This is a genomic window from Xylophilus sp. Leaf220, from assembly GCF_001421705.1.
Classification (GTDB): Bacteria; Pseudomonadota; Gammaproteobacteria; order Burkholderiales; family Burkholderiaceae_C; genus Xylophilus.
Window position 1 is genome coordinate 377,015 of sequence record NZ_LMKO01000012.1, and the last position, 13,990, is coordinate 391,004.

At 63.8% G+C, this 13,990-nt stretch carries 14 protein-coding genes and 1 tRNA gene; 12 read left to right on the forward strand and 3 right to left on the reverse strand.

All coding sequences use genetic code 11. The annotated features are described in order from the left end of the window. Positions 1–137: 137 nt before the first annotated feature. From thrS to ASE76_RS10460, 9 genes are all read left to right on the forward strand, one after another. Positions 138–2,045, forward strand: coding sequence for a threonine--tRNA ligase (thrS, locus tag ASE76_RS10425; protein ID WP_055838683.1), 1,908 nt, complete (start codon positions 138–140; stop codon positions 2,043–2,045). Positions 2,046–2,123: 78 nt separating this feature from the next. Further along, positions 2,124–2,714 carry a translation initiation factor IF-3 gene (infC, locus tag ASE76_RS10430; protein WP_082448304.1) on the forward strand — a complete coding sequence of 197 codons (591 nt, stop codon included), beginning with the start codon at positions 2,124–2,126 and terminating at the stop codon, positions 2,712–2,714. Positions 2,715–2,890: 176 nt separating this feature from the next. Beyond that, a complete protein-coding gene (gene rpmI / locus ASE76_RS19975; RefSeq protein WP_082448306.1) occupies positions 2,891–3,094 on the forward strand; it encodes a 50S ribosomal protein L35 in 204 nt (67 codons plus the stop codon). Positions 3,095–3,120: 26 nt separating this feature from the next. Next, complete coding sequence (gene rplT / locus ASE76_RS10435; RefSeq protein ID WP_055838688.1) at positions 3,121–3,480, forward strand: 50S ribosomal protein L20; 360 nt, start codon at positions 3,121–3,123, stop codon at positions 3,478–3,480. 104 nt (positions 3,481–3,584) lie between these two features. Then, positions 3,585–4,637 (forward strand): phenylalanine--tRNA ligase subunit alpha, encoded by a 1,053-nt coding sequence (gene pheS / locus ASE76_RS10440; protein WP_055838691.1) that lies wholly within the window; start codon positions 3,585–3,587, stop codon positions 4,635–4,637. A 20-nt stretch (positions 4,638–4,657) separates the two neighbouring features. Beyond that, complete coding sequence (gene pheT, locus ASE76_RS10445) at positions 4,658–7,090, forward strand: phenylalanine--tRNA ligase subunit beta (RefSeq protein ID WP_055838694.1); 2,433 nt, start codon at positions 4,658–4,660, stop codon at positions 7,088–7,090. Between the two features lie 9 nt (positions 7,091–7,099). Continuing rightward, the gene (locus tag ASE76_RS10450; protein WP_055838697.1) at positions 7,100–7,459 is read left to right on the forward strand and encodes an integration host factor subunit alpha; all 360 of its coding nucleotides are present in this window, start codon (positions 7,100–7,102) and stop codon (positions 7,457–7,459) included. A gap of 79 nt (positions 7,460–7,538) precedes the next feature. Next, positions 7,539–7,997 carry a MerR family transcriptional regulator gene (locus tag ASE76_RS10455; protein ID WP_055838700.1) on the forward strand — a complete coding sequence of 153 codons (459 nt, stop codon included), beginning with the start codon at positions 7,539–7,541 and terminating at the stop codon, positions 7,995–7,997. A gap of 12 nt (positions 7,998–8,009) precedes the next feature. Further along, positions 8,010–8,086 (forward strand) — tRNA-Pro (locus ASE76_RS10460). A gap of 62 nt (positions 8,087–8,148) precedes the next feature. Here the strand turns inward: ASE76_RS10460 and ASE76_RS10465 are convergent. After that, on the reverse strand, positions 8,149–8,346 hold the full coding sequence (locus ASE76_RS10465) for a CsbD family protein (protein WP_055838703.1): 198 nt from the start codon (positions 8,344–8,346) through the stop codon (positions 8,149–8,151). A 193-nt stretch (positions 8,347–8,539) separates the two neighbouring features. Between ASE76_RS10465 and ASE76_RS10470 the strand changes: the two genes are divergently transcribed. The 3 genes from ASE76_RS10470 to ASE76_RS10480 all read left to right on the forward strand — a co-directional run bounded on the left by ASE76_RS10470 (position 8,540) and on the right by ASE76_RS10480 (position 11,892). Further along, the gene (locus tag ASE76_RS10470) at positions 8,540–10,234 is read left to right on the forward strand and encodes a SulP family inorganic anion transporter (RefSeq protein ID WP_055838706.1); all 1,695 of its coding nucleotides are present in this window, start codon (positions 8,540–8,542) and stop codon (positions 10,232–10,234) included. 62 nt (positions 10,235–10,296) lie between these two features. Further along, positions 10,297–11,067 (forward strand): GGDEF domain-containing protein, encoded by a 771-nt coding sequence (locus ASE76_RS10475; protein WP_055838709.1) that lies wholly within the window; start codon positions 10,297–10,299, stop codon positions 11,065–11,067. A gap of 12 nt (positions 11,068–11,079) precedes the next feature. Further along, the gene (locus tag ASE76_RS10480) at positions 11,080–11,892 is read left to right on the forward strand and encodes a MinD/ParA family protein (RefSeq protein ID WP_055839298.1); all 813 of its coding nucleotides are present in this window, start codon (positions 11,080–11,082) and stop codon (positions 11,890–11,892) included. 133 nt (positions 11,893–12,025) lie between these two features. Here ASE76_RS10480 and ASE76_RS10485 read toward each other — a convergent pair whose 3' ends face one another. Together ASE76_RS10485 and ASE76_RS10490 are read right to left on the reverse strand one after the other, a co-directional pair. After that, positions 12,026–12,550, reverse strand: a complete 525-nt coding sequence (locus tag ASE76_RS10485; protein ID WP_055838712.1) for a phosphoribosyltransferase — start codon at positions 12,548–12,550, stop codon at positions 12,026–12,028. Between the two features lie 75 nt (positions 12,551–12,625). Continuing rightward, on the reverse strand, positions 12,626–13,966 hold the full coding sequence (locus ASE76_RS10490; protein WP_055838715.1) for an adenylosuccinate synthase: 1,341 nt from the start codon (positions 13,964–13,966) through the stop codon (positions 12,626–12,628). Positions 13,967–13,990 lie beyond the last annotated feature (24 nt).

Sequence of the window (13,990 nt, forward strand, 5' to 3'; positions counted from 1 at the left end):
TGGTTATGACACCGCGAACTACGACGGAGACTTCCACCAGCCGCTAGCGGCTGTCGTTCGCGCCTGCCCGGGATTGCATCTGACCCACTGAAAGCGCGGACCTTCCGCGCTTTTTTTGTTTCTTTCCCGCATTCACCATGATCCAGATCACGCTCCCCGACAACTCCCAACGGCAGTTCCCCGGCCCGGTCACCGTGGCGGAAGTCGCCCAGTCCATCGGCCCCGGGCTGGCCAAGATGACCATCGCCGGCAAGGTCGACGGCACCCTGGTCGACGCCAGCGACGTCATCGACCACGACGCCCGGCTGCAAATCATCACGCCGCGCGACGACGAGGGCGTCGAGATCATCCGCCACTCCTCCGCCCACCTGGTCGGCCACGCGGTCAAGCAGTTGTATCCGACGGCGCGGATGGTCATCGGACCGGTGATCGAGGAAGGCTTCTACTACGACATCGCCTACGAGCGCCCCTTCACCCCGGACGATTTGGCGGCGATCGAGCAGCGGATGAAGGAACTGATCGCGCAGGACTATGAAGTTGTCAAGAAGATGACGCCGCGCGCCAAGGTGATCCGCGTCTTCGAGGAACGGGGCGAGGACTACAAGCTGCGCCTGATCGAGGACATGCCCGACGAGCAGGCGATGGGCCTGTACTACCACCAGGAATACGTGGACATGTGCCGGGGCCCGCACGTGCCCAATACCCGCTTCCTCAAGGTTTTCAAGCTGACCCGGGTGTCGGGCGCCTACTGGCGCGGCGACGCCAAGAACGAGCAACTGCAGCGCATCTACGGCACGGCCTGGGCCGACAAGAAGGACCTCGAGGCGTACATCAAGCGTATCGAGGAAGCCGAGAAGCGCGACCACCGGCGCCTGGGGCGCGAGCTGGACCTGTTCCACATCGACGAGCACTCGCCGGGCACGGTGTTCTGGCATCCCAAGGGCTGGACCATCTGGCAGGAGGTGGAGCAGTACATGCGCAGCGTGTACCGCGACAACGGCTACCAGGAAGTGAAGGGTCCGCAGATTCTCGACAAGGGCCTGTGGGAGAAGACCGGGCACTGGGACAAGTACCGCGAGAACATGTTCACCACCGAGAGCGAAAAGCGCGACTATGCGCTCAAGCCGATGAACTGCCCCGGCCACATCCTGATCTTCAACCAGGGCGTCAAGAGCTACCGCGACCTGCCGCTGCGCTTCGGCGAGTTCGGCCAGTGCCACCGCAACGAGCCGACCGGCGGCCTGCACGGCATCATGCGGGTGCGGGCGTTCACCCAGGACGACGGCCACATCTTCTGCACCGAAGACCAGATCCAGGAAGAGTGCGCCGCCTTCACGACCCTGCTGCAGAAGGTCTACAAGGACTTCGGCTTCACCGACATCATCTACAAGGTGGCGACACGGCCCGAAAAGCGCATCGGCTCCGAGGAAAGCTGGGACAAGGCGGAGCAGGCCCTGATGGACAGCCTGCGCGCGTCGGGCTGCGATTTCCAGATCGCGGTCGGCGACGGCGCTTTCTACGGCCCCAAGCTCGAGTACACCTTGCGGGATGCGATCGGCCGCCACTGGCAGTGCGGCACCATCCAGGTCGATCCGTCGATGCCGGAACGCCTGGATGCCGAATATGTCGGCGAAGACGGCGCACGCCACCGCCCGATCATGCTGCACCGCGCGATCGTCGGCAGCCTGGAGCGCTTCATCGGGATGCTGATCGAGCACCATTCCGGCGCCATGCCCGCGTGGCTCGCGCCGGTTCAGGTGTCGATCCTCAACATCACCGACGGACAGGCCGATTACTGTCGCGAAATCGCCAAAACCCTGCAGCAACAGGGCCTGCGTGTCCAGCTGGATCTGCGCAACGAAAAGATAACGTATAAAATACGTGAGCACTCGTTGCAGAAGCTGCCGTATATCCTCGTCGTCGGCGACAAGGAAAAAGCGGCGGGAGCTGTTGCAGTACGCGCCCGGGGCAATACTGACCTCGGTGTGATGTCCCTAGATGCTTTCTCGCAACGCATCGCCAGCGACATCGCTCTCAAGACCTAGCCTGAAACAGCTTGCTTGCGCGCCTACGCAGCGGATTTGCTACATATTTTGTAGCGCAAATTGACAAGGATCTGAGCCATCGCTACTGAATTTCGTGATCGTCGTCACCGTGAGGAGCGCAAGCACCGCCTCAACCGTGAAATCATGGCGCCTGAAGTGCGCTTGTCCGGCCCTGAAAACGAGCCGCTCGGCATCGTAAGTCTGGCCGAAGCGCTGCGCATGGCGGGCGAAGCCGACGTGGACCTGGTGGAAATCGCCGCGACGGCGAACCCGCCGGTCTGCCGCCTGATGGACTACGGAAAGTTCAAGTACCAGGAGCAGAAGCGCGCGGCCGAGGCCAAGTCCAAGCAGACGGTCATCGAGATCAAGGAAGTCAAGTTCCGTCCCGGCACCGACGACGGCGACTACAACATCAAGATGCGCAATATCCGGCGCTTCCTGGCGGACGGCGATAAGTGCAAGATCACCCTGCGGTTCCGCGGTCGCGAGATCACACACCAGGAAATCGGCATGGCGCTTCTGCAGCGCATCCGGGAAGAACTGGCCGACCTGATCGTGGTCGAGCAGTTTCCGAAGCTCGAAGGCCGGCAGATGATCATGATGATCGCGCCTGGCAAGAAGAAGGTGCCGGTCAAGGCGGCCGAACCGGCTGCCACCACGGTGGCCTGATCCGCGACGGTCGAGAAAAATGAAGAACGTGGCGGCGCGCAGGCGCTGCCGCTGCGAAGGGGCTCTGCCCTTTCGCCTGGACGGCGAGCGATCGCAGTCCGCACAAGTGGCTCGGGGCCAACAAGCCTGCGGATGGTTTCCGCAGCGCCTCACGAGCACATATAAAGGAGCAGTCAATGCCCAAAATGAAGACCAAGAGCAGTGCTAAAAAGCGCTTCCGAGTTCGTCCGGGTGGCACCGTCAAGCGCGGTCAAGCCTTCAAGCGTCACATCCTGACCAAGAAGACCACCAAGAACAAGCGCCACCTGCGCGGTTCAGTTGCGGTACACGAGACCAATATGGGTCATGTCGCGCAAATGCTGCCGTTTGCTGGCCTGTAATCAACTGACGAACAAGGAGTACTGATATGCCTCGCGTCAAACGTGGTGTTACCGCCCGCGCCCGCCACAAGAAGGTCTTGGCACTTGCCAAGGGTTTCCGTGGTCGCCGCGGCAACGTCTTCCGCATCGCCAAGCAGGCGGTGATGAAAGCCGGGCAATATGCCTACCGTGACCGCCGCAACAAGAAGCGTGTGTTCCGCCGTCTGTGGATCGCCCGTATCAATGCGGCGTCGCGTGAACTGGGTCTGACCTACAGCCAGTTCGCCAATGGCCTGAAGAAGGCTGCGATCGAAATCGACCGCAAGATGCTGGCCGATCTGGCCGTGCATGACAAGGCCGCTTTCGGCAGCATCGTGGAACAGGTCAAGGCCAAACTGGCAGCTTGATGTTCGACGGCCTGTTGCTATCTTTTCGGTAGCAATAGGCGCTTTAGAAACAAGGGCTAGGGCTTCAAAAAGCTTTAGCCCTTTTTCCATTTCAGAAGATGTCTATGAACGAGTTGGAAGCCTTGGTCACCACGGCGCAATCGACCTTTGCGCAGGCGAGCACCCCTGCCGATCTGGAGAATGCCAAGGCCCTGTTCCTCGGCAAGTCCGGCCGGATCACCGAATGGATGAAGGGGCTGGCCTCCCTGCCGGTGGAAGAGAAAAAATCCCGCGGCGCGGTGATCAACGTCGCCAAACAGGCCATCGAGACATCTCTCAATGCGCGCCGCCAGGCACTCGCCGATGCCGAACTCGACCGCCAGTTGCAGGCCGAGGCGCTCGACGTCACCCTGCCCGGCCGGCAGCGCGGCCAAGGCGGATTGCACCCGGTATCGCTCACGCTCGAGCGGATCGAAGGCATTTTCGAATCGATGGGTTTCGAGGTGGCCGAGGGTCCCGAGATTGAGACCGACTGGTTCAACTTCACCGCGCTGAATACGCCGGAAGATCACCCTGCCCGCTCGATGCACGACACCTTCTACGTCGAGGGCGGCACCGAGGCAGCACCGCATTTGCTGCGTACCCACACCAGCCCCATGCAGATCCGCCACGCGGTACGGCATGTGAAGCGCTACCGCGCACAGCTCGACGCCGGCCAGTCGATGCCCGAGATCCGCGTCATCGCGCCGGGTCGCACCTACCGGGTCGACAGCGACGCGACGCATTCGCCGATGTTCCACCAGTGCGAAGGCCTGTGGATCGGCGAGAACGTGAGCTTCAAGGACCTGAAGGTCGTCTTCACCGACTTTTGTCGGACGTTTTTCGAAAGCAAGGATCTCGTCTTGCGCTTTCGCCCCAGTTTCTTTCCGTTCACCGAGCCGAGCGCAGAGGTGGACATTCAGTTCGGCAGCGGTCCCAACGCGGGCCGCTGGCTGGAGGTGGCCGGATCCGGCCAGGTCCATCCGAACGTGGTGCGCAACATGGGACTCGACCCCGAGCGCTACATCGGTTTCGCCTTCGGCATGGGGCCCGACCGGCTCACCATGCTGCGGTACGGCGTCAACGACCTGCGACTTTTCTTCGACGGCGACATGCGTTTTCTCCGCCAGTTCCAGTAAACCGACCGAAGTGACCCGACATGCAATTTCCGGAATCCTGGCTGCGTGAATTCTGCAATCCGCGCCTCGACACGCAGGCCCTGGCCGACACGCTGACCATGGCCGGCCTCGAGGTGGAAGAACTCCAGCCCGTCGCGCCGCCCTTCGCCAAGATCGTCGTCGGAGAGATCCGCGAGGCGGTTCAGCACCCCGATGCCGACCGTCTGCGCGTCTGCAAGGTGGACGTGGGACAGGCCGAACTGCTCGACATCGTCTGCGGCGCACCCAACGCCCGTGTCGGCATCAAGGTGCCGTGCGCGCTGGTGGGGGCCGTGCTGCCGCCCGGCGCCGACGGCAAGCCCTTTGCGATCAAGGTCGGCAAGCTGCGCGGCGTCGAGAGCCACGGCATGCTGTGTTCGGCCCGCGAGCTTAAGCTGAGCGAGGACCACGGTGGCCTGATGGAACTGGCTGCCGACGCGCCGGTCGGCCAGGACATCCGCGCATGGCTCAACCTCGACGACATGCTGTTCACCCTGAAGCTCACGCCCAACCTGGCGCATTGCCTGAGCGTGTACGGCATTGCCCGCGAAGTCGCCGCCCTGACCGGCGCGCCGCTGAAGCCGCTGACTCTCGATCCGGTGGCGGTGACGCAGGATGCGCGCCTCTCCGTGACCGTCGGTGCGCCCGACCTGTGCGGACGTTTCTCGGGCCGCATCGTGCGCAATGTGAACGCGCAGGCCACCACACCGGCCTGGATGGTGGAGCGGCTGGCGCGCTGCGGCCAGCGGAGCGTGTCGCCGCTGGTCGACATCTCCAACTACGTGATGTTCGAGCTGGGCCGCCCGTCGCACATTTTCGACCTCGACAAGCTGAGCGGCGGACTCGAGGTGCGCTGGGCGCGTGCGGGAGAGTCGCTGAAACTGCTGAACGGCGCGACGGTGTCGCTCGACGAAAAGGTCGGCGTGATCGCAGACAGCGTGCAGGTCGAGTCGCTCGCCGGGATCATGGGCGGGGACGCGACGGCGGTGTCCGACACGACCACCAACATCTATATCGAAGCGGCCTTCTGGTACCCGAAGGCCGTCGCAGGCCGCTCGCGCCGCTTCAACTTCTCGACGGACGCAGGGCACCGCTTCGAGCGCGGCGTGGACCCCGAGCACACGGTCGAGCACATCGAGCACCTGACGCGACTGGTGCAGTCCATCTGTGGCGGCGACGCAGGCCCGGTCGACGACCTGCAACCCAACATGCCGGCGCTCCGTACCGTCGCCGTGCGGCCGGCACGGGCCGCGAAGGTCATCGGCATGCCGCTCAGCGCCGATCAGTGTCGCGATGCGTTGGCGTCGCTGGGCCTTCCTGTCGAGGCCCGGGGCGATGCGCTGGCGGTCACGCCGCCGTCCTGGCGCTTCGACCTGTCGATCGAAGAAGACCTGATCGAAGAGATCGCGCGGATCGTCGGTTACGAGAATCTTCCGACCACGCCACCGCTCGCGCCGATCACGCCGCGGCTCGAAGCCGAATCCAGGCGCAGCCCGTTCGGCGTGCGCCGCCTGATGGCCGCGGCCGGCTACCAGGAAACGATCAACTTCAGCTTCGTCGAAGAACGCTGGGAGACCGAGCTGGCCGGCAACGCTGCGCCGATCCGGCTACTGAACCCGATCGCGAGCCATATGGGCGTGATGCGCTCGTCCCTTCTCGGCTCCCTGCTACAAGTTTTGAAGTTCAATCTCGACCGCAAGGCGAGTGCGGTCAGGGCGTTCGAGATCGGCCGTGTGTTCCAGCGGGACGACACGGTTCAGGACAGCGACGCGACGGTCCGCGGATACCGGCAACCGATGCGGATCGCGGGCGTCGCCTATGGGGGCAACGATGCGCTGCAGTGGGGTCGTCCGGAACGGCCGGTCGACTTCTTCGATGTGAAGGGCGACATCGAGGCGCTTCTCGCACCGGCCGAACCGAGCTTCAAGCCTTCGCAGCACCCTGCCCTGCACCCGGGCCGCAGTGCCGAAGTGGTTCTGGATGGCGTCGCGATCGGCGTGGTGGGCGAGTTGCATCCCCGCTGGCGCCAGTCCTATGGTTTCGCGCAGGCGCCGGTCCTGTTCGAACTGGATCTGGACGCCGTGCTGCAGCGCAAGGTCCCCGCGCCGGTGGCGGTGCCCAAGCACCAGGATGTGGAGCGTGACCTGGCGGTCGTGGTGCAGGAGACCGTCACCCACCAGCAATTGGTCGATGCCGTGCGCAGCGTGCACGACTCGCTGCTGCAGCAGGTGACCGCATTCGACATCTACCGGCCGAAGCCGGGCAAGGAGGGTGGTGGCGGCCATACGTCGATGGCCGAGACCGAAAAGAGCGTCGCACTGCGTCTGGTGTTCAACGGTGGCGACGAAGCGCTGGACGAGAAGCGGATCGACGCATCCACCCAAGCCGTGCTGCGCGCGTTGGAACAGCGCACCGCGGCCCGGCTGCGTGCTTGAGAGAGCCCCATGGAAAACGACAATCCCCTGCTGGTCGAGAGCATCGAACTGCCCACGCTGACCAAGGCGCAACTGGCGGACCTGCTGTTCGACCAGATCGGGCTCAACAAACGCGAGTCGAAAGACATGGTCGACGCCTTTTTCGACCTGGTGTCGGGTCGGCTCGTCGAGGGAACGGACGTGAAGCTTTCGGGCTTCGGTAACTTCCAGATACGCACCAAGGCGCCCCGTCCCGGCCGCAATCCGCGTACCGGCGAAGCGATTCCCATCCAGGAACGCCGCGTGGTGACGTTCCATGCCAGCTCCAAGCTGAAGGAGCAGATCCAGGAAGGTGGCGAGCGCGCCGGGGATCCGGCGGCGACGCGTTGATACGGGGTGACGTCATTTTCCGGAGCGGCCGCATGCGTTACGCTCTGGCCGCTCCGAAAATTCGCCACCGTTCCCGCCCATGGTCACCAGTGCCCTAGCCCCCATACCTGCCAAGCGCTATTTCACGATCGGCGAAGTGGCCGAACTGTGCGACGTCAAGCCGCATGTGCTGCGCTATTGGGAACAGGAGTTCGCCCAATTGCGACCCATGAAGCGGCGCGGCAACCGCCGGTACTACCAGCACCATGAAGTGCTCATGATCCGGCGCATCCGCGACCTCCTGTACGACGAAGGTTTCACGATCAGTGGAGCACGTGGAAAGCTTCAGGAGTGGATGCATGCCGAGAAAAGTGCGTCTGCGACCGCGAAAAACGGTGCCGATTCCATACCGGTACTGGATAGCCCGCAAGATTTGGCTGATCGACCTGGTGAACCCGGGCTCTCGCATCCGTCTGAAGACCATGTGACCTCGAGCATTCGGCAGGAACTGCTCGCCATCCGCATGATCCTCGAAGTCGACGATAGAGTTGGCATATAATCCAGAGCTTGTCGGCGTGTAGCGCAGCCTGGTAGCGCACTTGCATGGGGTGCAAGGGGTCGCGAGTTCGAATCCCGCCACGCCGACCATTCAATACCAAAGGGCCGCAGCTTTCGCTGCGGCCCTTTTCGTTTTATGGTGGCAGTGGCGTTCAGATCTTGTCAGCGGTTTTCTTGATGCCGTCCTTCACCGATTCCTTGGCATCGCCGTAGCCTGCCTGGGTCTTGCCGGACGCCTGGTCCGCCAAGCCTTCGCTTTGCAGCTTCTCGTTGCCTACGATCTTGCCTGCAACTTCCTTGACCTTGCCCTTGGCTTCTTCCACACGGCCTTCGACTTGATGCTTGTTCATGGTGCGTCCTTTGCAGTTGGTTGTTGCAAGGAAGATATTTCTTCCTGCTGTCACCAATGTAGGCACGAGGGTGTTTTCGACAGGTCGGACAGAACCGATCGTGCGGTAGGACGTTCCATGGAACTCGTGAAATCCACACGAGCAGCCCGTGTCGCACGCAGCTTCCTACCGAGAAGCCGAGGCTGAATCGACCATGCGCGCGATATTGCAGAAACGCCTTCCTTTCTTGCGTTGGCCGCGCCCGACCCGGGAGCTGTTGACGAACGAATTGTGGGCCGGCATCACCGTGGGCCTTCTGCTGGTGCCGCAGGGTGTGGCCTATGCGTCGGTCGCCGGCATGCCGCTGATCACCGGCATCTATGCGTCGCTGCTCCCGGCGCTGGTTGCGGTACTGTTCAGTTCGTCGTCGCGTCTCGGCGTAGGGCCGACGGCGCTCAGCAGCCTGCTCATCGGCGCGTCGCTCGCCGGTCTGGCGCCGCCCGGCAGCGCCCAATGGGTGACCTTGGCGGTATGGTTGTCGCTGCTGTCGGGACTCTTCCAGATACTGCTCGGCCTGGGACGATTCGGCTGGTTGCTCAATCTGGTCAGTTCCCCGGTGATGAACGGCTTCACGCAAGCGGCCGCCTGGCTCATCGTGGCATCCCAACTGCCTGCGTTGGTCGGCGCGTCTGGCGATTTCTCGCTGCTGGTGCAGCACCCCTATGTTTACGGCGAGGCGCTGGCCTATGGCGTGGGGGCGATCGCCTTGCTGATGACCGCCAAGCGCTGGTACTCGCGCTTTCCTGCCGCGATCGCAGTCGTGACGCTGAGCGCCCTGGCGAGTCGGTGGACGGGTTACGAAGCGCGGGGAGGCAGCGTCGTCGGCGACCTGCCTGCCGGGTTGCCGTCCTTGTCGCTGCCTTCCATGATCGACGCCACCACGTTCGCGAGCCTGCTGCTGCCGGCACTGGTGATCACGCTGATGAGCTTTCTAGAAACGGCTTCCAGCGCACGGGTGGACCACCAACAGGCCGGCACCCGCTGGGACGAGAACCAGGACCTGTTGGCCCAGGGCCTGGGCAAGATCGCCTCCGGCCTGAGCGGCGCCTTTCCCACCAGTGCCTCGTTCTCCCGCTCGGCGATCAACCTCTACGCCGGTGCACGCACCGGCTACTCCACCATCTTCTCGGTGCTGCTGGTGTTCGCGCTGTTGCAGTGGTTCATCCCGGTGCTTCACCATGTACCGCAATCGGTGCTGGCGGCGGTGGTGTTGACGGCCGTCTTCGGGCTGATCCGACCCAGCCAACTGAACGCCCTGTGGCGATTTTCGCGGGCCGAGGCCTGCATCGGATGGCTCACCTTCGCCTGTACCCTGGCGACGGCACCACGCATTCACTGGGGCGTACTGACCGGATTGCTGTTGGGTCTCGGCCATTTCCTTTACCAACGCCTGCACCCTCGCATCATCGAAGTGGGTACCCATGCCGATGGAAGCCTGCGCGATCGCCACCTGTGGACGCTTCCACCGATCGCACCCGGCGTACTCGCGCTGCGAATGGACGCGGCGCTGGACTTCGCCTCGGCATCCACCTTCGAGCGGGCCATCACCGACCATCTCGCCGCGCATCCGCAGGTGCGCCACGTGTGTGTGTTTGCGCAGCCGATGAACTGGATCGACGCGACCGGCGTCGAGTTCTTCGTGCAGATCCTCAAGCTGCTGAAGACGCGGGGCGTCGCGCTGCATCTGAGCGGCCTGAAGCTGCCGGTCGACACGACACTGCGCCGGGCCGGCGTGTTGGTAGAGAGTGAAATGCTGCGTACCTATCGCACCGATGCGGAAGCGGTCTCGGCTCTGCAAGCGCTGGCCGTACCGCCCGTCGCCGGTGCAAACAATCCACATTCTGCGTGAGGCCCAAGGTGTCCCGGCGACGCCCTACTGATAAACTCGATTCCTTTTTTCAAGGCCCGTACGTGCCGTCCCCGGAAGCCTCTTCACTCGTCGATTTGCGCGGCCTGCACCTGGACGCAGCCCATGCGCTCCTGGACCAGGCGGACTTGCGGGCGACGCTGGGCGGCGACATCACGGCGGAGAAATACCTGCAGCACGTCATCGACGGCCTGTGCGAAATTTCTTTGCGCGATCCTCTCACCGGGTTGGCGAACCGCCGGCAGTTTCGCGCAGTGCTCGAACGCGAGATGGACCGGGTGGCCCGCTCCGGAGAGTTCGCATTGCTGTTGATGCTGGACATCGACAACTTCAAGGCCGTCAACGACAACCACGGCCATCTGGTGGGCGATCATGTGCTGCAAGCCGTGGCACGCATTCTCGATGACTGCGTACGCCCGATGGACCTGCTGGCACGCTACGGCGGCGAGGAATTCGCGGTGATCCTGCCCGGCTGCCAGGTCGCCTTCGGGCAGGCGGTCGCGGAGCGGATCCGCATGGCGGTCGAGTCGGCGACGCTGCGGGTATCGCCCTCGCTCGACCTGCGGGTGACGGTGAGCATCGGCGGCGCTTTCGCACAGCCCTGGATACGCTCGACCAGCCTGCTCTGGACCGATCGCGCCGACCACCAGCTCTACCGTGCCAAGGCGGCGGGCCGCAACCGGGTCTGCATGGACGACACGGTAGACAGCACGGTCAGCGCAGAGGAAAAGAGTCTCCTGTTTGGCCTTCCCCACACCGACACCCCGATACGAACGCTTGCGTCTCCCCAAGACAGCAACGGCAGCGCTATCTGAAAGCAAATGGACATGAGCGACGCGCCGACCCTTCCTACCTTTCGCGCGGGTACTCCCACCGCAAAAGTCATGGCCGTCACCAGCGGAAAAGGCGGTGTGGGCAAGACCTTCGTATCCGCCAACCTGGCGGCCGCCCTTGCACGGCGCGGACACCGTGTGCTGGTTCTCGACGCCGACCTGGGCCTGGCCAACCTGGACGTGGTGTTGAACCTGCACCCCAAGGTGACGCTGCACGATGTGTTTACCGGCAAGGCGTCGGTGGACGACGCCATTGTCCAGGCGCCCGGTGGTTTTGCGGTACTGCTCGCCGGATCGGGCATGGTCGAATACTCGCGGCTGACTCCGGACGTGCGAACCGAATTCCTGCAGGTGCTGCACAGCATCATCCCGCGCTACGACGTGGTGCTGCTCGACACCGGTGCCGGCATTTCCGACGTGGTGCTGTTCGCGGTGTCGCTGGCGTCCGAGGTGCTGCTGGTCGCCACGCCGGAGCCGACCTCGCTCACCGACGCGTACGCGGCCATCAAGGTCCTGGCCATGCAGCAGAAGCGCCAGCAGGTGCGCATCATCGTCAACCAGACGGCGCGTGCCGGCGATGGCCGCGCGATCACCGGGCAGCTGCAGCAGGTGCTCGACCGCTTCGTGACGCCCGAGGCGGGCTCCGCGATCCGGCTCCTGCACCTGGGGGACATCCCGGCCGATCCCGCAGTGCGTGAAGCCGTCATGCGGCGCCAGCTGCTGATGACGGTCACGCCGGGATCGCCCGCGGCGATGGCCATCGCCCAGCTGGCGCACAAGCTGGACGACGCGGTGATCAAGCGCTAGGGTCCGGCTGCGAGCCGCGGCCGATGGACGCGCAAGGAGCCAGTCCAGCCGAAACGCATGCGCCCGCCTCGCACATGGTTTCAGTAGATGGGTGGGGGCTCCAGGCTAACGGCGATCTCTGCAGCCCCGTCGTTCAGATTTTCCACTTCTCCAGCAGCTTCGTCGGTCGCAGGCTGTCGTAGCCTTCGAAGGGCTGGTGGATCCAGGGATTCGTCGGCAGAAATTCGACCGAATAATCGGGCGTGAAGACCGAAGCACCCTTCGTCCAGATCACCGCACTGCGCAATTCGGTGATTGGCGAATAGCTGGTGCGCAGGTTCTCGATCACGGACTTGAGCGTATGGCCCGAATCGGCCAGGTCGTCCACCAACAGAACCTTGCCGGCGATCTCGCCCCGCGGAGTGGTGATGAAACGCGCGATATCCAGGTGGCCCTGCACCGTGCCCGATTCGGCACGGTAGGAGCTGGTCGACATGATCGCCAGCGGCTTGTCGAACACACGGCTCAAGATGTCGCCCGGCCGCAGGCCGCCGCGCGCCAGGCACAGGATGGTGTCGAACTGCCAGCCCGACTGGTGCACCTTGATGGCCAGCTTCTCGATCAGGCTGTGGTACTCGTCGTAGCTCACGTAGAGATGTTTGCCGTCTTCCGTCAGCATCGATTTAGCTCCTAAATTAATAGCAATAGGCCGTGGTGCAGCATGCACCACGGCCTGGTTCGGTACCAGAACGGGTCAGGCGAGGTAGGGGTGGCGCATCATGATCGTGTGGTCGCGGTCGGGGCTGGTCGAGACGATATCGACCGGCACGCCGGTGATCTGCTGGATGCGTTGCAGGTACAGGCGTGCATTGACCGGCAACTCGTCGTACCGCGTCACGCCCACGGTCGATTCGGTCCAGCCTTCGAGTCGCTCGTAGATCGGCTTGCAGCGGGAAATCTCGTCGGCCCCCACGGGCAGAATGTCGGTGACTTCGCCGTCGAGCTCGTAGCCGGTGCACAGCATCAGCTCCTTCAATCCGTCCAGCACGTCGAGCTTGGTGATGCACAGGCCCGACAGGCCGTTGACCTGTGCACTGCGCTTGAGCAGTGCCGCGTCGAACCATCCGCAACGGCGGCTCCGGCCGGTGGTGACGCCCTTCTCGGCGCCGATGGTGCTCATGTGGTAGCCCGGCGTTCCCGGCGTTTCCCAGTCGAGTTCCGTCGGAAAAGGCCCACCGCCCACGCGGGTGCAGTACGCCTTGGTGATGCCGAGGATGTAGTGCAGCATGCCCGGGCCCACGCCGGCGCCGGCCGATGCGTTGCCCGCCACGCAATTGCTGGACGTCACGTACGGGTAGGTGCCGTGGTCTACGTCCAGCAGCGTGCCCTGCGCGCCTTCGAACAGCAGGTTGGCACCGGCCTTGTGGGCATCGTTGAGTTCCCGCGAGACGTCCGCGATCATCGGCTTGAGCAATTCCGCATGCCGCATCGCTTCGTCGAACACCACGTCGAATCCGATGGCGGGTGCGCCGAGCACCTGGGTCAGGACATGGTTGTGCAGGTCGAGCAGCACGCGCAGCTTTTCGGCGAAACGCTCCGGGTTCTTCAGGTCTTGCACCCGCAGGGCGCGGCGGGCGATCTTGTCTTCGTAGGCGGGGCCGATGCCGCGGCCGGTGGTGCCGATCTTCTCGATGCCACCCTTTTCGCGGTAGGCCTCGCGCGCCACATCCAGTGCGGCGTGGAACGGCAGGATCAACGGGCAGGCTTCGCTGATGCGCAGACGCGAGCGCACCTCGACCCCGGCCTTTTCCAGACCCTCGATTTCCTCGAACAGCTTGGCCGCCGACAGCACCACGCCGTTGCCGATATAGCAGGTGACGCCCGGCCGCATGATGCCGCTGGGGATGAGGTGCAGCGCGGTCTTCACACCGTTGATGACCAGGGTGTGGCCGGCATTGTGGCCGCCCTGGAAGCGGACGACGCCCTGGGCACTCTCGGTCAGCCAGTCGACCAGTTTGCCCTTGCCCTCGTCGCCCCATTGGGTGCCGACCACGACCACGTTGCGGCCGGCTACCGGCCCGTTCGAATTGTTCATCTCGCTTCAGTCAGTTCAAAGGTG

Coding starts and splice junctions, on each gene's coding strand:
- pheT (WP_055838694.1), top strand. CDS start 4,658: ATGCAATTTCCGGAATCCTGGCTGCGTGAATTCTGCAATCCGCGCCTC.
- ASE76_RS10450 (WP_055838697.1), top strand. CDS start 7,100: ATGGAAAACGACAATCCCCTGCTGGTCGAGAGCATCGAACTGCCCACG.
- ASE76_RS10470 (WP_055838706.1), top strand. CDS start 8,540: ATGCGCGCGATATTGCAGAAACGCCTTCCTTTCTTGCGTTGGCCGCGC.
- ASE76_RS10490 (WP_055838715.1), bottom strand. CDS start 13,966: ATGAACAATTCGAACGGGCCGGTAGCCGGCCGCAACGTGGTCGTGGTC.
- ASE76_RS10455 (WP_055838700.1), top strand. CDS start 7,539: ATGGTCACCAGTGCCCTAGCCCCCATACCTGCCAAGCGCTATTTCACG.
- pheS (WP_055838691.1), top strand. CDS start 3,585: ATGAACGAGTTGGAAGCCTTGGTCACCACGGCGCAATCGACCTTTGCG.
- ASE76_RS10480 (WP_055839298.1), top strand. CDS start 11,080: ATGAGCGACGCGCCGACCCTTCCTACCTTTCGCGCGGGTACTCCCACC.
- ASE76_RS10485 (WP_055838712.1), bottom strand. CDS start 12,550: ATGCTGACGGAAGACGGCAAACATCTCTACGTGAGCTACGACGAGTAC.
- rplT (WP_055838688.1), top strand. CDS start 3,121: ATGCCTCGCGTCAAACGTGGTGTTACCGCCCGCGCCCGCCACAAGAAG.
- ASE76_RS10465 (WP_055838703.1), bottom strand. CDS start 8,346: ATGAACAAGCATCAAGTCGAAGGCCGTGTGGAAGAAGCCAAGGGCAAG.
- thrS (WP_055838683.1), top strand. CDS start 138: ATGATCCAGATCACGCTCCCCGACAACTCCCAACGGCAGTTCCCCGGC.
- rpmI (WP_082448306.1), top strand. CDS start 2,891: ATGCCCAAAATGAAGACCAAGAGCAGTGCTAAAAAGCGCTTCCGAGTT.